The organism is Croceitalea dokdonensis DOKDO 023 (assembly GCF_001306415.1).
Classification (GTDB): domain Bacteria; phylum Bacteroidota; class Bacteroidia; order Flavobacteriales; family Flavobacteriaceae; genus Croceitalea; species Croceitalea dokdonensis.
On the sequence record NZ_LDJX01000008.1, the window covers coordinates 11,805 to 32,715 of the forward strand.

Below are 20,911 nucleotides of genomic sequence, written 5' to 3' on the forward strand. Positions count from 1 at the left end.
AAAACGTTGGGGGTTAGGTTCATTAAGATGGTATGCTTCCTATACATCGGGGCGTTGGGCGCCCAATCCTTACAGCATCCCATTATTTACACTACGGCCGGGGAAAGGCAAGCGTTGCTAAAAACCATAGAAAACAACCAATGGGCCCAAGGCATGGTAGATGAGCTTCACCAACATGTAGACCCCAAACTTAAGTCACATCGTTCGCAACCAACTACAGTATTGGACGCTGTACCGAGTTTTAGCTCAGGTGGTAAAAAGATAGGCGAGCAGGCCGCAGGACCATTGGCGGAAAAACACTATCGTGTGCTGAAGTTGGCATCGGAGGCGGGTATGTTGTTCCATTTGACCCAAGACGAGGACTATGCGCAATTGGCAGCTGATATTTTGCAGGTTTACATTGATGAATTGGCTGCGCGCACTCCAAAAACTACAACCATTACCGGAAACGCCTTTTATGATCCAAGAACTACCTATCCACACATTGCATTGACCTATGATTTTATCCATTCCTTTCTTAAAAAAGAAGGATGTAAGGTCTACAGCACGGCCAGGCGCAATTACGTTCCGTTTGATCATCAAAAAGCACAAAAGGCCTTTACCAATATGCTCGGTAGCGTACTTCAGGAGTATGGCAAACCGGATAAACATGGGCAAAGGGTCTCCAACCATCCCATACTTACGGCGCCTGGAGCACTTTTTATCATACTTTGTATTGAAAATGATACGGAGCGGGAACGTCTTTTCAATGTTTTCTGGGAAGAAGGCACAGCACATCAAAATTCCTTTAAAAATACGATTCTACCGCTATTTTCCAGTCAGGGATTATGGCCAGAATCCCTGAGTTATGGTTTTATGCCCATAGTCAGTATGAACTTGAACATTATCGACCGTATAAAGCCCGAGCTACATGTTACTGAAGAAGCCAAACGTATTTTTAACGGTAGTTTTCTGTATGACTACCTCAGGCACCCGGATAGAAGGTTTGTACGTTATGGCGATTCAAAACGAAACAATGACTTCTCGGCCAATAATTACCGCTATGCCCTACATGTTGCCAAAAGACGCGGCTATGTCGATATCGAGAAAAAGGCAAAATTGGCCCTGAGGCAGGCCTATGATGCCCAGGGTGGGTATCGCCCAAGTACATCGAGCAATGGGCCGTACGACCAATACCAGCATTTGCAATTGTTTTGGGGTATAGACATTCCTAAAGAACTTGATAGTCAAATCGATTTCAACAAGAAAACTGTGATTATAGATCATGCTGGAGTGGCGCTGCAAAGGAATGCTGTGGACAAGAACAATGAATTATATGGCCTCTGTGGCATCATCGGTGGTGCCCATTACGTACATTCCCATGTCACTGGTATTTCCATGGAACTCTATGGTGCGGGTTACGTAATGGCGCCCAATGCAGGCCTACCACCAACCGTCCCGGAAAGACAGATACCCCTACACGAACATTATTTTAGGTTATATGCCGGTAACAATACGGTAGTAGTAAACGGAACCTCGCACGGACTGGACGAAGGTTCGTGGAAACGCAGGGCCAACGTCTGGCAAAACACCGTGTTGAATATTGCTGCGGAGCCCAAACATTTGCAAGACGGTATTGCGGAGGAGTTCAGTTTTGCGACGCAGTTTTTAGACGATACCGTCAACAATGCCACTCAAGAACGCACGCTAAGCACCATTAGGACCAGTGAGACCACAGGCTATTATTTGGATGTTTTTCGTTCCAAATCCAATGGCGATAATAACTTTCATGATTACCTCTATCACAACTTGGGGGATGCCACGTATATTTTGGATGGGAAAGAGCGGGAATTTCCCTTGAAACCAACGGACCGTTATCAAAATGATATTGGGGATACCGTTAAATCTCCAGGTTGGCGTTATTTTGAGGATACCATGACTACCGAGATGACGACGGAAGGCGTCAAGGTGCGTTTTGATATCGCATATGACGACCGATACATGCACCTTTTCGTTCCTGAGGGTATTTCAAGGGCCTATACCAAAGCCCTGGCGCCCCCAACGAGGGAGGCCAAAAATGGGTATGTGGATAAAAAAACACAAGTTTTGGCCATACGCCAAAATGGTGAGGCTTGGGAAAATCCGTTTTTCGTGGTTCTGGAACCTTCACTAGAGAAATCATCAAGTGTTCAAAAAGTGGTGCCGTTGACCGATGGGGATACCACTGTTGGTGCTATCGTTCATTCACAGATTGTTGGTGCTGAAATCACGGATTATATCATTTCACAACCGAACGTAAATTCCAACTACCTAAATGAATCGTTAGGTCTTGCCTTTACCGGCCGATTCGGTATCGTTCGCATTACCAAGAAAAAAGAAGGTGTGCAAATGACCCTCTATATTGGTGAGGGCGAGCGTTTGATTTGGGGCGATAAAAAATTGGAGGCCGATGCGGCAGGAAAGGGTATACGTCATTTCAATTATAAAAAATAGTATGGAGCGAAACCTTGGGATACCATTATTGGTATTGTTTCTGATGCTAGGCTGTAAGAAGTCCGTCGAACCAAAAAATGTACTGTTGATTTTGGTCGATGATTATGGATACAACGACATGAGTTTTAGAAACAACAGTTTCTATGAAACTCCGAATATTGACCAATTGGCAAGCGAAAGCACTGTTTTTAAAGAAGGTTATGCCAACTCTAGGGTCTGTAGCCCTTCCAGGGCCAGTATCATGACGGGGAAATTCACCGCACGGCATGGTATTACGGATTGGATAGGCGCGCCGGTGGGGGAGGAATGGCGTAAGAAAAAAAGGTTCAACCAGCTGCTGCCACCCGAATATTCACGTCAGTTGCCCTCAGAGGATATCACCCTGGCAGAAGCTTTAAAGAAACAAGGGTACACCACTTTTTTTGCGGGCAAATGGCACTTGGGTGGCAAGGGCTCTTGGCCAGAGGACTATGGATTTGACCATAATGTAGGTGGTTGGGACTCGGGTAGTCCAAAAGGGGGATTTTTTGCCCCTTATAACAATCCAATTCTAAAGAACGGACAGCCTGGTGAACATTTAAGTATGCGCTTGGCAAAAGAAACCGTAGCCTTTATGAAAGACAATACAAAGCAGCCCTTTTTTGCCTTTTTGTCCTTTTATGCCGTTCATGCACCCATACAGACCACCCAACAAAAATGGAACAAATACCGGGATAAGGCCGTGGCCAAGGGGTTGGCAGAAACGGGATACGGAATGGAAGCAGTGCTGCCCATACGCCAGGTTCAAGACAATCCCATTTACGCAGGACTGGTGGAAAGTATGGACGATGCCGTGGGTCATGTTTTAGATGCCCTAAAGGAAATGGGCTTGGAGGAAAACACCATGGTGGTATTTACTTCGGATAATGGAGGCGTGGCTTCGGGGGATAACTATGCCACATCCAACCTTCCGCTTCGCGGCGGTAAGGGCTACCAATTTGAAGGGGGCATCAAAGAGCCTTACCTCGTTAAAATACCTTGGCTTGTGAATCAGCCGGCGGAGACCGATGTTCCGGTGACGGCAGCTGACCTTTATCCTACCATCCTTGATGCCGTTGAAGCGGAATTAATCCCTACACAACACAAAGACGGAATGAGCCTTTTACCGCTTATGACCGGATTGCCCACCAAAGAACGAAGTCTAGTCTGGCATTACCCACACTATGGAAACCAAGGTGGGCAACCATCGTCCATTATTAGAAAAGGGAAATGGAAATTGATTCATTACTATGAAGATGGTCGGGACGAATTGTATGATTTGGAAATCGATATTTCCGAAAAAAATAATGTTGCCAGCAAGCACCAAGAATTAACCAGTGCCCTGTTAGCTGAGCTTATGGATTTCTTGAATGGAGTGGATGCTAAATATCCCGAAAAAGACCCGCTTTACGATGCTGAAAAGGAACGGGTTTATTTAGAGCGAATGGCTACAGAAAAGCGGCAAGCTTTGGAGCAACAACGTTTGGAAATACTACAACCCAACTTCCAACCCAATGCGGATTGGTGGGGGAGTCAAACCACAAAAGATTGATGATGTACAAATCGGTATCCTTAAAATATTGGCTAGGCTTCCTTATGTTGGGAATTGGCCTCCTATCATGCGATAAAGCAAATAATACCTTGCCAAAAATGCTTATTGAAGATTTTAAAAATCCACCTAAGGCCTATAAACCCATGCCCTTCTGGCACATCAATGGGGAATTGACCACCAATGGCATACGCCAGCAAATGAAAGATGCCAAGGAATTGGGAGGTTTTAGCGGCATTAGCGTTTTACCCCTTGCGCCCAAAAAAAATGGACGGCCCGGTACAACACCTAAATTCCTTTCTCCTGAATATTTGCAGCGTTTTCAGGATGTTCTGGACACAGCCGAGGAATTGGACATGGAGGTGATTTTATATGACGATAATGATTTTCCCAGTGGTATGGCGGGTGGTCAATTGGGTGAGCTATATCCCGAGCATACCATGAAACGCCTGGACAACGTAGAATCAACCGTCCAAGGTCCGGCTGTTTTAAAAGAAAAATTGCCTGATGGCGAATTACTTGCTGCGGTGGCCATGAATCCAAAAACCTTGGAACGTCTTGACCTTAGTGAGTACATTAAATACAATACCATCAATTGGCAGGTTCCTGGGGACGAATGGAAGGTCATGTATTTTGTTTTGGTAAAGGATAGTTATCACAAAGCATATCCTGTAGTCGATTATTTGGATACCATTGCGGTGCGTAAACTGATGGAATTGACTTACGAGGTACACCAAGAAAATTTTGGTTCCTACTTTGGGAATACCATAAAAAAAGTCTTTTTTGATGATGTGGGTTTTTGGAAACACCCACGAACCTGGACCGGTCGTTTCAATCAAAAATTCAAAGAACTCAACGGTTATGACCCCGAACCCTATTACCCTGCACTTTGGTACGATATAGGACCAGAAACGGAATCGGTACGCCATGCTTTTTTTAAAACCCGAGCCGAATTATTGGCAGAAGGTTTCCCAAAATTGGTCGGCGAATGGGCCAAAGCAAACGGTTTAAAGGATACGGGACATCCTCCAGGAAATTATGATCCAACACCAATAGATATGAATGCCGATATCTTTAAATTTTATCGGCATATGGCCATGCCCTTAACGGATGCCATTATCGGTTATCAGTTTGGTCAAAATGGGCACAAACTCATCAGCTCCGCGGCCGATTATTATGATAGACCCGTGGTTTCTACTGAAATCTATGGGGCGTACAAAGAAAAATCCTTTGACTCTTTGATGTTATATCGCTCCGCAATGGACCTGTTCTCACGAGGAGTTAATTTTGTGGTGCCCCATGGACTCTGGTACAATCCAGAGCAGGTATACATTTCGCCTTTGGTTTCACCATACAGTGAAAAACTCGCCCCTGCATTACCTGAGTATTCAAATTTTGTAGGTCGTGCCTGTACGTTGCTACAAGGTGGCAAACGGGTTTCGGAAATAGGGGTTTTTTATCCGTTTGAAGAATTGGCGGGCTGGTACCGATTTGAAGACCCAGCTAACCCGCGGCAGGGGTTCTTTATCTCTCCCGAGACCAATTACATGGAAATTAGCGGTATGTTGACCAACGACATCAGACAGGATTTCACTTTTATCCATCCGGAATTTTTTCTGGATGATAAGTATGTGGTTGATGCAGGAACACTTCAACTGAAAAATAAAGAAAACGAACAAACCTATAAAGCCCTTATCCTAACCGGTTGCAACGTGATATCGGTAAAGACACTGGAAAAGCTAAAAGTCTATTATGACCAAGGCGGCTTGGTGATTTCAACCGGACAACTGCCCTATAAATCCTCTGAAATGGGAGCGGACGAGCAGGTAAAAACCTTGATAAAGCAAATTTTTGGGGTGGATGCCAATGCCCCTTTGGACGGCAACCCGCATATACACCAGAACAACACCAGCGGAAAGGCCATTCATTTGGCAGATGCCAATGAAGCTGAGCTATCCAAGGCCTTGGCCATGGGCCCCACTCCAGATGTGGCCTTTTCTCCCAATCCCGCTCTAAGTTCGGATTTTGGCAAGTTCAACTACATCCACAAAATAAAGGAAGGTAGGCATATCTACTTTTTCTCCAATTCCAGTGATGAAGCCATCCAGACCGAAGTGACCCTCAAAGGTGATTTTAAGCTCTTTGAAGCGAATCCCCATACAGGGAATATCACACCAATTAAAAACTCAAAAAAGGTAAGTATAGAAAATCAATCCTATACAAAAGCCAGTCTGAACTTGCCTCCGGTGGGTGCTGTTTTTTGGATATCAAATGAAGACCTGAAATGAATATAATGAAGCGAACACTTTTATTGACTACCCTGTTTATAAGCCTTTTTAGCTGCAAACAAGATGAAAAGAAAGAAACAAAAAAAGCGAACACAAAACCGAACATCGTTTACATATTGACCGACCAATGGCGCGGTGATGCTTTGGGCTACGCGGGCGATCCCAATGTAAAAACACCAAATCTGGACCAGTTTGCCAAAGAGTCCGTCAACTTTACCAATGCCATATCCGTAGCACCCGTCTGTACACCGCACAGAGCGGCATTGTTGACCGGTAAATTCCCGACTACTACGGGCATGTTCGTCAATGACCTTTATCTACCCAAAGAAGAAGTGACCATGGCCGAAATTTTTAAGGGTGCAGGCTACAAAACAGGGTTTTGGGGAAAATGGCACTTAGATGGTCACGGCCGTTCTACCTACATCCCGGGAGAACGAAGACAAGGTTTTGAATATTGGAAGGGCTTGGAATGTTCTCATGCCTATAATAAAATGCCTTACTATGATAATAATGATACCATTTTAAGGTATTGGCCAGAATATTCGCCATTTGCCATCACGAAGGATGCCAACCAATATATGGCGGATAACGCCAATAGCGAACAGCCTTTTTTCATGCTGGTTTCCATAGCTACTCCGCACTACCCGCATAACAGTGCTCCCAAAAAATATAAGGAAATGTATCCGCAGGATAGCTTGGTGCTTCCTCCCAACGTTCCAAAGTCACTGGAGCCAAGGGTTCGGAAAGAGCTACAGGGCTATTACGCTCATGCAACCGCGACCGATGAGGCTATTGGGGATATGCTCAATCAACTGAAAGAGTTGGATTTACTAGAAAATACCATCGTGGTCTTTTCTGCCGACCACGGGGAGATGATGGGAGCCCACGGGGTAAGACCTTTTGTAAAACAGCTGGCATGGGATGAAGCGCTTCGGGTACCATTTTTAATTCGATATCCTCAAATTGATGCCAACGCGGGAACGGTAGTAAATGCCCCATTGACCACACCCGATATCCTGCCCTCGCTCTTAGGTTTGACCGATATTCAGATTCCCAAAGACGTAGAAGGTGAAAATTTGGCCAATCTCATTAAAAATCCCAATCCAGATGTAGATAGAGCTGCACTGGCGATGGGCGTCGCTCCTTTTGGGGCCAATGTAAAAGACCCAGCCTACAGGGCCATAAAAACCAAGCAATACACCTACGTGAAAACCCCAGAAGGTGCCAGTCATTTATTCGATAATCTGGATGACCCGTTTCAAATGCAAAATTTGGTACATAAAAAGGAGTATGCTGAAGTCCAGCAAAAGTTGGATGATGAATTGGTCAATCAACTCAATGAAATAGGGGACGAATTTGGCGATAGGGATTACTACCTTAAAAAATGGAATTACATTTTTGATGAAAAAAGGAAAGCCATTGATTGGTGGAGTTTTGATGAGGGAAAGGGTGTGGTACAGTCGCCTAAACCTGGCCAATAGTTTTTAAGCTCCAACCTAAGGCACGAAGAATTAATGAAAATAGTTAAAAACACATACAAACCCTTTATAAGTATTCTTATGCTACTCTTGATGAGCAGCACAATCTTGTGGAGTCAAGAGGTGAAAAGGGCTGTGTCTGCGGATTTAGAAGTAGGTTTCCATAACCCACCCAATGAAGCCAAAGCCCGTACGTGGTGGCATTGGATTAGCGGCCATGTTTCTAAAGAAGGTATTACGGCCGATTTGGAAGCTATGAAAAAAGTGGGTATTCAAGAAGCACAATTATTCAATGTACACCTGGGCTTTCCGCAAGGGCCTGTGAAGTATCTTAGTGAAGAGTGGTTGGACTTATTTCATTTTTCGGCACAAGAAGCAAAGCGTTTGGGCTTAGAATTGGCCTTTCACAATGGTCCGGGCTGGTCGTCTTCGGGAGGGCCTTGGGTAACAGAAGAGCATGCCATGCAAACGGTGGTCTTTAGCGAACTTGAGGTTGCCGGTGGAAAAACAATAGCACAAGTATTACCCCGACCAGAAACTAAATTCCACTACTATAAAGACATAGCCGTTTTAGCCTTTCCAAAACCAAAGCAAGTTCGAAAAATAGATGGTTTGGATTATAAAAACCTTTCGGAACGCATCCGGAATCATTTATTGCCCGATACTAAAAGTATTCCTAAAGATGCCATAATTCCCAGAAAGTCTATTATTGATATCACTTCTAAATTGTCCGAAGACGGAATTTTGGAATGGAACGTTCCTGAGGGCGAATGGATTATTCTACGATTAGGGCACACCCCTATGGGTACAACCAACCGCCCGGCGCCGCCTGAGGCCAAGGGTTTGGAAGTGGATAAGATGAGTACCAAAGCCCTTGATGCGTATTGGGCAGCGGGGGTGCAACCCATACTCGATAAATTAGGAGATTTGGTAGGTACTACCGTAAACAACTGCCTAATTGATAGCTACGAGGTAGAAACTACCAATTGGACTTCAGGATTCGATACACAATTTGAAGATTTAAGAGAATATGATTTAACCCCGTATTTGCCAACATTAGCAGGTTATTACGTAGAAAGTGGTGAAGTTTCTGAACGATTTCTTTGGGATTTCAGAAGGACCATAGGCGATTTAATTGCCAAAAACTACTACGCGCATTTTGCAAAATTATGTCATGAAAACGGATTGAAATTCTCTGTTGAACCCTACTGGGGGCCATTTGACAATATGCAGGTAGGCGCCACTGGAGATATTGTCATGTGCGAGTTTTGGAGCGGTGGCTACCCGTTTTTCGATTCGCCCAAATTTGTATCCTCTATTGCCCATTTAAACGGTAGTGCTATAGTTGGAGCGGAGTCCTTTACTGGAATAGGCGGTTGGGACAAACACCCAGCAGATTTAAAAACCATTGGGGATAGGGCCTGGACAGAAGGCATCACCCGATTCATTTTCCATACCTACGTACATCAGCCTTGGGATGTTGCTCCAGGCTTGGCCCTTAGTTACCACGGCTTCGATTTTAACCGACTAAATACTTGGTGGACGCAAAGCAAGGCGTATATGGACTACATAGCGCGTTCGCAACACCTATTGCAACAAGGTAAAAATGTAGCCGATGTGTTGGTGTTTACTGGGGAATCATCTCCAAACACTGGCTTTATAAAACCTGAAATTAGGGAGTTGGGCTTTGATTACGATTTAATTGGTGCCAATAAATTAAAGGATTTGGTCGTAAAGAACGGAACCATCTATTCGTCCGTCGGAAACGCTTATGAACTTTTGGTGTTACCAGAATCCGATTTTATAAAACCAGAGACCTTGGTAAAAGTACAGGAGTTGGTAGATGGTGGTGCAAAAGTAATCGGTCGAAAGCCGCTACAATCGCCCAGCTTAACCAATTATCCTGCTTGCGACGATGAGGTTAAAACCTATGTTGATACCTTATGGGGAAGTGGGTCAGTAAAAGATGTGCGTATTGAAAGTGTATTGCGAAAAAAAACGCCTGACTTTGAGGTGGAAAGTGCTGACTCTTCCGATATCAATTTTATCCATAGAAAAACAGATGAGGCTGATATCTATTTTGTAGCCAATGCTAGAAAAGAAGCCAGGGAAATAACGGCACGTTTTCGAGTAACGGGAAAGCAGCCCGAATTCTGGAATGCCGAAACGGCTACAATCCAGGATGCTGTGGTTTTTAAGGATAATAAAGACGGCACAACCACCGTATCGTTTCACTTAGACGCGGAAGAATCAGTATTTGTTGTTTTTAAAAAGCCTTTAAACGCAAGACATTTATTGGCGGTTACCACAACTCTTGAACAACCCGTAGCAGTACCGCTTCCAGATTTAAAAATTGTAAAGGCTGAATATGGTACATTTTTGCAAGAAGGCCTTGTCGATATTACAGAAAAAGTAGCTGATGCCGTTAAGGACGGAGTGCTCGATTTTAAAATGACCCGTGCGTTTTGCGATTGCGACCCTGCCATGGGCTACAAGAAGGAGTTTAGAATGGCCTATGCCATAGGAACAACGGAAAAGCAATTGTATGCCGAAGAGCGTGAGCATATAAAAATAGATGCTGGGGATAAAAAGTTAAAGGTGTTAAAAGCCGTGTTTGGTAAATTCAAGGCAGAAACGAAAGGAGTTCCCCAAGCCTATAAAACCATAGATGTGACCAACTACATTCTAAGTCAAATAGAGAAAGGAAATTATAAAATACCGGTAACAGATAAATTAATCGACGATAAGGATATTGAAAGTCCAAAAACGGTTTTAAAAATAAGCTACATCACCGAGGGTGAAGAACGTACTTTGACCATTCCAAAAGGGCAAGTTTTAGATTTATCAAGAGATGTTCCAAAGCCAAAACTGGTGTATACAAATGATTCCATTTATTGGGTAACACCCTATCCAGGAAATATCGAATACACCACCGCATCGGGAACGATACAACGTAAACAGCTTATTTCAATACCTAAACCGATGGATTTATCAGGGGGTTGGGAGGTTACCTTCCCCATTAAAAATGAAACATCAAAAATCGTAAAATTCGATTCGCTTACCTCTTGGTCTAGCCATACCGAAAAAGACCTAAAATATTTCTCGGGAACAGCTACCTATAAAAAATTCTTTGAACTAACTGAGGATTTGCTTAAGAAGGACAAGCAGTTAGAACTGGATTTAGGAAGTGTGGCCGTAATAGCCGAAGTTTTGATAAATGGCAAAACAGTAAGAACCCTATGGAAAGCTCCATTTAGAACCGATATTACCACTTACCTGAAACTAGGTTGGAATACCCTTGAAATAAAAGTGACCAACCTTTGGCCAAACCGTTTAATAGGTGACGAACGCTATGATTTGGATTATGAACTTAAAGGAAAACGACCGAAACAGTTGCCTAATTGGTTACGAAATAACACACGGCGAGCCTCTGAACGAACAACTTTTGCATCGTGGAAGCATTGGGATGCAGATAGTCCGTTATTGCCTTCTGGTCTATTGGGTCCCATAGTCCTTAGAACGTATCAAAAAACGAGTTTGTAAATGATAAAGACCAAATATCTTTTAGGAGCCTTTGCCTTATTAACCATGGTTATATCCTGTAAAGGTCAGGGTAACAAAGCTAGAGCGGTTTTGGAGAAAAATGAAAAGGTCGATTTTTTTGCCGATAATGGCTATGGTAACGCTGTTGCCGTGGTGCAACATCCGGCGGGTATTTACCATGACGGCATCACCTACGTTTGTTATCAAGGCCCCCAAGAAGACCCATACGTGGCTTCCTATAATCACGAAACCAAAGAGTGGCAAGGCCCATTTAAAGTAGGTATTAGTGAAATGGGAAAAGACCCTACCCGTAAGAAAAAGATTGACAATCATGGCAAACCCTCCATACTGATTGATGACCAAGGCTATATTCACATTGCCTTTGGAGGTCATGGGGGAATGAGGAAACACGGAGAGAATCTTTTGGGAAACCATCACTACGGTAAAAATCTACATGCAGTCTCTAAAAGACCTTTGGACATTTCCAGCTGGGAGACCCTCAATACCATTTCTCCTTTTGGCACTTACAATCAATGGATAAAAATGGACAATGGGGATATTTATCTGTTTTACCGTCATGGTGCCCATCGCAGCAATTGGGTTTATCAACTGTCAACAGATAACGGCCGTAGCTTTTCTGAACCCATCTCATTTCTTAAGCATAAAAGGCGCAATGATATGGCGGCAGTAGATTCTTGGTATCCTTGGATAACCAAAGGCGACGGCAACGAATTGCATGTGGTATTTGACTATCATTTATGTCTAGATACCAAACCAAGCACCATTGGCCTTGGGCACATAGCCAAGAGATACAATGTGTACTATATGAAGTTCAATACCCAAACAGGGGAGTGGACCAATATCAACAATGATATACTTGAAACACCGGTTACGCGGGAGATTGCAGAAGCTAAAACTTTGGTAGCTGAAACTGATGATAATTGGACTTTTCAGGGAGTACTGGACCTAGACTCCAAGGGCTGGCCCCATATTGGTATGACGGTAGGTAAGGAGATACCCAATTCTAGACGTAGCGCACCCAAGAAAATGCACTATTTCTGGTGGGATGGTATACAATGGATACAAAATAGGAATACCAATATGCCTACTGGCAATGGTTTTATAAAGGTGACCGAAGCTGATGATGTTCAATTTTTTATTGATGAAGTTAATGAAAATGGCCAAGGAGCCATCGCCCGATACGATTCCAGAGTTAATGGAACCACTTTTAAAAAGGAAAAGACCTTCATCAAAAAAAGTAATGCTCGTTTTGCCATTTCAGCAAGTATTGAAAATGCCCATCCTGACGCCCTTTTGATTGTTGCCGAAATATCACCAAAATCAGACTACAGAAGAATGTATTTGTTGGGGGATAATGGCCCTATCCAAAGAAAGACTTCTGAGGCCAAGGTCCTTGCCGCCAAATCGGCTTTTGACCACCTCAAAAATGCCAAGGAATGGAACCTTGTCCTTAGTGACACCGGTACTCGGAATTGGAGAGAAAATTGGACTCTGGATGGCGAATTGGCGACAATCGAGAACACAGAAGCAGGTATGAATTTTTCTGCCGGGCCTGAGGCCAATAATGATGCCCATCACGCGGTTCTTTGGACGAAGGACACTTTTGCTGGCGATATAAGAATAGAATACGACTATGTACGGACGGATGAACAAAATAAATATGTAAACATTCTCTATATACAGGCCTCAGGTACTGCTAAGGGCGAATATGCAACCGATATTGCACAATGGCAGCATTTACGAAAGGTTCCTGCTATGAGAAAATACTTTGAAAATATGAACGCCCTGCACATTAGCTATGCTGCTTTTGGCAATAAAGGCGATGGTCTGTTTTACACGCGTGCCCGAAGATATCCCAAGCCAGAAGTTAAAAGTTTTAAGATAACCCAAGTGGAACCTTCTTATGATTATAAGGGTTTTATTGAAACGGGCAAGAAGTACCATATAACTGCGATGAAATTGGGGGACTATCTCTATTTTGAGGTAAGCGGTGAAGGGGGTAGTGAGTTATTTACTTGGGACCTCTCAAAAATTGACCCTATTCTGGAGGGTAGGATTGGCCTACGGCATATGTATACTCGTTCTGCTCGTTACAGCAATTTTAAGATTTATACGAAATAATTACCGCAAAGATTTAGGCAAAAAATTTTGGTAAAGACCTGGATTATGCTAGAATCAAGATTTTAGTACTATCGCTTCAAATTCACTGAGGTAACCCCCTATATTTTGTTCCACCTCAGACTTGCTCCTTTGAAATTATGGTATTGAGAAGGTCTTAAATTTTTTTCTCAAACCTAGGTATTATAGCAAGTAACGCTATCTATAAAAAGTGATAATAGCAGAATAGAGCAGGATACACAACTTTTATTGATACCGTAAATTGTTGTAATTAATGGCATTACAACTATCCAATGAGAAAAATAACCTTTTTCACCTTTCCTCTTCTCTGTTTGTGGTCCTTTCTTGTTTTGTTTTCATGTAAGGAAAAAGAAGACATTATTAATGTTATAACCTTGTCCGATTCGCCTCAAGTTTCATTTGCTTTACAGGATTTAGAATCAGCTTTAGGTGCTCAATATAAGTTATCGGGTCCAAACTTGGCCGATAAACCAGATATAGTCCTCGCTGTTCAAAAGACGGATGTTTTAAATCCCGAAGGTTTTAAAATTGAAAAGACCAAGACTGAAATTAAGGTCACTGCTTCGGATAATGCTGGATTAATGTACGGTACTTTGGAACTGGCGGAGCAGATAAAACTATACGGGCTTGAGGGTGTAAAACCTTTGGTTCGTAACCCGTATCTAGAAATGCGGGGGCCTAAATTCAATATACCATTGGATGTGCGTACACCAAGTTATAGCGATGTTTGTGATGCGGCGCAGTACAATATGCCACACATGTGGGATTTCAGCTTTTGGAAAGACTATATCGACACTATGGCCCGTTACCGTTACAATTATATTTCACTGTGGAGCTTACATCCGTTTCCGTCCCTAGTGAAAGTGCCAGGATATGAAGATATTGCCCTGGATGACGTACAACGGTCTACAACAAATTGGCAGGAGTATTACAATCTTCTGGGAATAGGTTTTGATGCCCCTGAAATTTTAGATAATGTGGAAGTCTTAAAAAGTATTACCATTGATGAAAAAATCGAGTTTTGGAAAAAAGTAATGGCCTATGGCAAAAGCAGAAATGTGGATTTTCATTTTATCACATGGAATATATTTGACTACGGCACGCAGGGAAAATATGGAATTACAGATGAGATTGACAATGAAATAACTAAAGATTATTTTAGAAAAAGTATCAAGCAATTATTTGTCACCTATCCCGATTTGGCGGGCATAGGGTTGGCCACAGGTGAAAATATGCATGGGGCAAATGCCGAAGAAAAAGAAAATTGGGCTTACGATACCTATGCCTTGGGTATTTTGGAAGCAGCTAAGGAAATGCCCGAAAGACAATTTAAATTTATTCATAGACAACACCAGTCCGGAGCCCAAGAAATTGCTGAAAAATTCAAGGCGGTTGTGGCGGCGGAAAATGTGGAGTTTATGTTCTGTTTTAAGTATGCAAAAGCCCATGTGTACAGTGCAACCCAGCAGCCCTATCATGAACACGCCAATTACCTGCAGCAAATTGAGGGCATGAAGACCTTATGGGGCCTCCGAAATGATGATACCTTCTATTTTAGGTGGGGCGCCCCGGATTTTACCCGGGAATTTATAAATAACCTACCCCATAACGATGTGGCCAAAGGTATTTACTTTGGTTCCGATCAATGGATATGGGGGCGTGATTTTCTGACCAAAAACCCAGAAACCCCCAATCAGTTGGAAGTGCAAAAGCATTGGTACCAATGGATGCTATGGGGCAGATTAAGTTACGACCCAACCCTATCAAATGAACGATTTAGAGACATCTTGGGAAGCCACTTTCCAGAAGTAGATGCCAATTCCTTGTTTTCCGCATGGCAAAATGCCTCTATGGTATATCCGCTAACGACTGGCTTTCATTGGGGAAGTCTTGACTTCCAATGGTATATTGAAGGGTGTAAGAGTCGCCCTAGTCAGGCTGCGAATGAAACTGGGTTTCATGATGTTAACCGGTTTATCTCGCTTGGTGTGCATCCTAAATCAGGAAATCAGTCCATTCCAGACTATGTGAAAATGGTTTCCGATGGAAAATCCACTGCCCTAAGAACACCGCTGCAGGTATCCGATGAACTCATGAATGTCTCCAGCAGTGCTTTGGATGTTTTGAAAAAATTTAAGGAACCAACTAATAAGGAACTGCAGTTTACCTTGAACGATATTAAAACAGTTTCATTTTTAGGGAAGTATTATGCACATAAAATTGAAGGTGCCACTTATTTAGCGTTGTTCAGAGATTCTAATAAAAAGGAGTATCAAGAATTGGCAGTTAAAGCTTTAGAAAAAGCTCTGGATTTTTGGAAACGGTACGTGCACCAAGCCAAGCAACAAAATCATAACCCTTTGTGGACCAACAGAGTTGGTATTGTGGATTGGAAGCAAATTACCGAATGGGTAAAACAGGATATTGAAATTGCAAAAAATGAGCGGTAATATGAAGGTTTTAGAATGTATCGTATTTGGCCTTATTCTTTGTTGGGGTCAATGTGCTTTGAGTCAATCTACAAAGCACCGGTTGGTGATTTTGGCCGATATGGGCAACGAGCCCGATGAGGAACAGCAAATGGCGCATATGCTCATGTGCTCCAATGAATTTGACCTTGAAGGGCTGATCGCCGTAAGCGGAAAGTATTTACATAACAAACATAGATTGGTTGAAAGGCAAAGGCTGTATCCAGATTTGTTTGAAAACCTTATTGATGGTTATGAAAAGGTTTATGAAAACCTGAAAATACATGCAAAGGGTTATCCAGAACCAGCCTATTTACGTACCATTGTGGCGTCAGGGCAACCTGGATATGGCATGGCCGATGTTGGTGAAGGAAAAAGTACGAAGGGTTCGGAGTTACTAATTGAAATTTTTAAAAAGGCGGACCCTCGTTTAATTTACATTGTGGTGAATGCAGGTTCCAACACACTAGCGCAAGCATTAAACGATTTTAAAGGGAGTCATTCCGAGGAGACTTTGAAAAAAGTATTAAAAAAACTCAGGGTCTTTGAAAACGGCGCACAAGATAACGCCGGAGCGTGGATTTGTGCCAATTATCCCAACATTCATTGGACGCGAAGTAACTATCAAACCTATGCTTATGGTGGTCCTGCTTGGGCCTGGGGAAATGACCCTGACGCGGATAAAAAAGGGCCTCACACGTGGAAACCTTACGCATACAATGCCACAGGGCAACATCAATGGGCATTGGAGCATATCAAAAACCATGGGGCATTAGGAGGATTATTTCCCTTGAGAGAAACACCAACGGGTAGATTGGCTTTTATTGAAGGCGGAGGTACCATTCCCTGGTTAGGACTTATGCACCAAGGGTTATCCGATATAAGCCAACCCAGTTGGGGCAGTTGGAGTGGGAGATTTTCAGAAAAACCTATTAAGAATGTGCCCTCCCGACATAAAAGTGTACATGTCGATGAGGAAACGTATGGCGATTATTATTTATTTACCGAAGTTTCAGATGTTTGGACAGACCCGGAAACCAATGAGGTCTACACTTCAATTTACACGCCAGTTTGGAGGTGGCGACAGGCCTATTATAACGATTTTCAATGTAGAATGGATTGGTGCATCGCTTCTTTTGAGAATGCCAATCATCATCCAGTAGCCGCAATAAATGGGGATAACACGGAAAAAATTCATTTTTTACAAGTCAGTTCGGGAGATACGATATCATTGGATGCCTCCGCTTCGGTTGACCCTGATGGTGATGATATAGCCTTTAAATGGTGGATTTACAAAGAGGCAGGAACTTATAAAGGCAACAGTGAAATTATTAAGTATCCTTTGCGGGCCATTACGGAGATTGCAGTTCCAGAGGATGCCACAGGCAAAACCCTTCATATTGTTCTCGAAATTGAAGACCATAATAAAATTGCTTCATTGCACGATTATAGACGCATCGTTCTTACCATTGAATAATGGTATTTAATTTATGGACGCGATAAAAACACTATGAACAAATCATTTTTTTATGTCTTTTCCCTTGCCTTTTTATTCTCTTGTATGGATAATAATGAGAAATCAGAAGTTCGTCCCATAGACGTTAACGTAGCATCAGAAAAGGGCAAATTAGCTGCCCAAAGCCATCAAAATTTTAAAAGAAACAGATTCATTTTAATGTCTGATATTGGCCATGACCCTGACGACGAACAGCAACTTGTCCATTTGTTAATGTACTCCAACAAGTTTGATTTGGAAGGGTTAATTGCGGTTACAGGGCGTTATTTTAGGCCCAACCCCAAGGATACCGTAAAAGTCTTGATGCCGGAGTTGTTTCATTATTACATTGACGGTTACGAAAAAGTGTACCCAAACCTTCAATTACATGAAAAAGGATGGAAAACACCAAAGTATCTTCACAGTATCGTCGCTTCGGGGCAGTCGGGAAATGGCATGAAGGATGTAGGTGCAGGCAAAACAAGTGACGGGGCAAAGTTACTTGTAGAGGCCGTTTTAAAAGATGATGACAGACCCATTTTTGTCTTGTCCAATGGTGGGATGAATACGCTTGCCCAGGCTTTATTTCACCTCAGGGCAAACCATTCAAAAGAAAAACTAAAAACACTCGTTTCCAAATTAAGGGTTTATGATAATTCGGGACAAGATGAAAGTGGCGCTTGGATTTGTCATGAATTTCCAGATTTATTTTACATTCGGGCCACCCATCAAAATAAAAGTTTTGGCGGGCCTTCCAACGCTAACCTAGGACCCCATATTTGGCAACCTTATGAATATACCCCAAATGGGCAACATCAATGGTTTAGGGAAAATGTGCAAACCAATCACGGTACATTGGGTGCTTTATATCCGGATAGGAAAGTAGATGATACCTTTCATTTTATTGGGGGTGGCGGGACCATACCTTGGTTGGTACTTGTTAATCCTGAATTATCCGATATTTCCGAACCCTCTTGGGGAGGATGGGGCGGACGCTACTCCGTACAGAAAAACGACAACCCACCATCTGGATTTTCAATTGTTGAAACAGATGAACAACCCTTTTTACCTTATAAGGCCTATACTGATGGGGACCCGATTGTAGATACGTGGACAAACCCAGATAACGGAAAAGTTTACGCCGATGAATATACGCCCGTATGGCGATGGCGTAAGGCAATTTGGAACGATTTAAAAGCTAGAATGGATTGGTGTATTCAACCTTATAACAAAGCGAATCACCGCCCTGTTGCGGTACTGAATGGCGATAGTACCCATCAAATCATAAAGGCAAAATTTAATTATAATGAAGAGGTGGTTTTAGATGCAACGGGGTCAACCGATCCAGATGATGATAATTTGGGCTACAAATGGTGGGTGTATCCCGAAGCTGGAAAAAAACCGTACAACAAGCCTATTCATAATGAAAATGATACACAGGTTAAGACATCATTTAAAATCCCATTGGATGCAGCAACCAGGGAATTACATGTGGTTCTGGAAGTGCGTGATGACAACCAGATGGCACCTTTGATCAGTTACAGGCGCATGGTCATTATAGTTACTAATTATTGAAAAACGAAATCAGATGAAAAATGGTAGTATACTTTTAAGTTTAGGTTGTTTGCTTTTTCTAAGTTGTGGTGAAAAAGCCAAAAATGAAAAACTTGAAACCGATGAAAAAATTAAATCGGTGTCAACCATTGAAAACACTAAAAAATCCGATGTTTTTTATCATTATTCCATTTGGTGGGCATTTGTGAACAAAGTCTTTGAAGGTGATATTACTGCTGGGGAACTAAAAACAAAGGGCGACATTGCTTTAGGTTCCTATAATCTGTTGGACGGGGAGTTAATAATGCTGGATGGTAAATTATACCAGGCCAAGGAGAATGGAGAGGTTTTGGAACCCAACGATTCGCTAAAAGTAGTCTACGCCAATGCGGCCTTTTTTGACAAGGATGGAAGCTTCAACATTTATAAGGTAGAAAATTACGAAACGCTAAGGGATACGATCAACAAACAATTGCCTTCAAAAAACTTCTTTTATGCTTTTAAGATAAAGGGAAATTTTAAGTACATGAAATGTGGGGGGCTACACAAGCAAACCCCACCTTTTGAAGAAGGCTTGGATGTTTTGATACCGAACAGACCAATTTTTGAACGGGAAAATTTTTCAGGAACCATGGTCGGTTTTTATTGCCCTGAGTTTATTGGCAACATAAACGTAGCAGGTTTTCACCTTCATTTTGTTTCGGATGATGAAACTTTTGCAGGTCATGTAATGGAATTTGAAGCAGAAAACTTGACTGTCGAATTTGATAAAATAAACCAATACCAGTTTGTGCTTCCAGAAACCAAGGGCTATGAAAATGTAGGATTTGACAAGGAATTTCAGTATAAGAAAAAATAGGTCACCTATTTTCCGGTAAGACGCAGGAAACCTAAAGAATTTCCGAGCGTATCTGGGATAGTTTTAAAAAAAGGACTTGGCTTTATCCCTAAATTTTCCGGGTGCCATACCTATTTTTTGTTTGAACAACCGATTAAAATAAAAATCACTTTCAAAGCCAAGTTCAAAGGCAATTTCCTTTTGGGTTTTGTTGGTAGCCAAGAGGAGTTCCTTTGCCTTTTCAATTTTTAAGCTTAAAAAATATTGTAGTGGTGATACGCCGGTCTGTTTTTTAAAATCCAGTCTAAACTTCGAATAACTGACCCCTAGCTGCTTGGCAATTTCTTTTAGTTCAATGGAGGAATCGATACGGTGGTACATGATGGACTTTGCTCTGTTGACCATGGTGTTCCTATCCGCCACATTCGCCCCCCCGGTCTTTAGATTATACAGTTCGGCCATGAGCTGTAAACAAAGTGCAGAAGCTGTTCGTTGAAAACCAAAGTCCTCCCTTTCAAACAACAAAAAGAGCCGGTCAAAAAGGGTTAAAATTTGGGCTTGGTCTGCGTTGGAAATTATTGGGTCCTCAGGGCTGAAAAACCCATTGGCTATGAACTGGGTTGCCAAGGTACCGGAAAAACCTATCCATCGTTCGGTCCAACCCTTATTTTTTCTGGGTCTATACCGGTGCCAAACCCCAGGAAATAGCAAGAACACATCCCCATCCATAAGTCTAATTTTTCCTGTAGGACTACTTTCAAACTCCCCCTCGCCCTGGGTGATCAATACCAGATGGAATTCATTCAAAACCCGACCGTTTTCCCAAGAAAACATATAAGAATCGGGGTGGTCTGTACTTGGGTAATTGGAGTTTATTGGGATTTTGGTCCGTCCCAAATTATTGATGTAGAACCCCCATGCCTTGTCCCGATCAAAGACCATCAAGTATTTTCTATAGCTATTTTTCATATCATTTTATGCAATAAAAATATCAAATTGTCAATTGGTATCCGTACCATTATTCCTGAAATTGTATGAATTAGGGAAG

The 20,911-nt window shown here is 42.5% G+C and carries 11 protein-coding genes; 10 read left to right on the forward strand and 1 reads right to left on the reverse strand.

Annotation, left to right across the window (positions count from 1 at the left end):
* Positions 1-27 precede the first annotated feature (27 nt).
* From I595_RS15120 to budA, 10 genes are all read left to right on the forward strand, one after another.
* On the forward strand, positions 28-2,472 hold the full coding sequence (locus I595_RS15120) for an endo-acting ulvan lysase-like protein (RefSeq protein WP_172675958.1): 2,445 nt from the start codon (positions 28-30) through the stop codon (positions 2,470-2,472).
* A 1-nt stretch (position 2,473) separates the two neighbouring features.
* Positions 2,474-4,042 carry a sulfatase gene (locus tag I595_RS15125; RefSeq protein ID WP_054560377.1) on the forward strand — a complete coding sequence of 523 codons (1,569 nt, stop codon included), beginning with the start codon at positions 2,474-2,476 and terminating at the stop codon, positions 4,040-4,042.
* Positions 4,043-4,044: 2 nt separating this feature from the next.
* Positions 4,045-6,327, forward strand: a complete 2,283-nt coding sequence (locus tag I595_RS15130) for a glycosyl hydrolase (RefSeq protein ID WP_172675959.1) — start codon at positions 4,045-4,047, stop codon at positions 6,325-6,327.
* A gap of 5 nt (positions 6,328-6,332) precedes the next feature.
* Positions 6,333-7,808, forward strand: a complete 1,476-nt coding sequence (locus I595_RS15135) for a sulfatase family protein (protein WP_172675960.1) — start codon at positions 6,333-6,335, stop codon at positions 7,806-7,808.
* Between the two features lie 90 nt (positions 7,809-7,898).
* Positions 7,899-11,348 (forward strand): glycosyl hydrolase, encoded by a 3,450-nt coding sequence (locus I595_RS15140; RefSeq protein ID WP_054560296.1) that lies wholly within the window; start codon positions 7,899-7,901, stop codon positions 11,346-11,348.
* On the forward strand, positions 11,349-13,490 hold the full coding sequence (locus tag I595_RS17245) for a DUF1961 family protein (RefSeq protein WP_083467634.1): 2,142 nt from the start codon (positions 11,349-11,351) through the stop codon (positions 13,488-13,490).
* Between the two features lie 290 nt (positions 13,491-13,780).
* Positions 13,781-15,958, forward strand: coding sequence for a glycoside hydrolase family 20 zincin-like fold domain-containing protein (locus I595_RS15150; RefSeq protein ID WP_054560297.1), 2,178 nt, complete (start codon positions 13,781-13,783; stop codon positions 15,956-15,958).
* Position 15,959: 1 nt separating this feature from the next.
* Positions 15,960-17,453, forward strand: a complete 1,494-nt coding sequence (locus I595_RS15155) for a nucleoside hydrolase-like domain-containing protein (RefSeq protein ID WP_054560298.1) — start codon at positions 15,960-15,962, stop codon at positions 17,451-17,453.
* Positions 17,454-17,486: 33 nt separating this feature from the next.
* Positions 17,487-19,046, forward strand: coding sequence for a nucleoside hydrolase-like domain-containing protein (locus I595_RS15160; protein ID WP_054560299.1), 1,560 nt, complete (start codon positions 17,487-17,489; stop codon positions 19,044-19,046).
* Positions 19,047-19,059: 13 nt separating this feature from the next.
* Positions 19,060-19,884: an acetolactate decarboxylase gene (budA, locus tag I595_RS15165; RefSeq protein WP_054560300.1), complete on the forward strand. Its 825-nt coding sequence runs from the start codon at positions 19,060-19,062 to the stop codon at positions 19,882-19,884.
* Between the two features lie 63 nt (positions 19,885-19,947).
* Here budA and I595_RS15170 read toward each other — a convergent pair whose 3' ends face one another.
* Complete coding sequence (locus I595_RS15170) at positions 19,948-20,832, reverse strand: helix-turn-helix transcriptional regulator (protein WP_054560301.1); 885 nt, start codon at positions 20,830-20,832, stop codon at positions 19,948-19,950.
* Positions 20,833-20,911 lie beyond the last annotated feature (79 nt).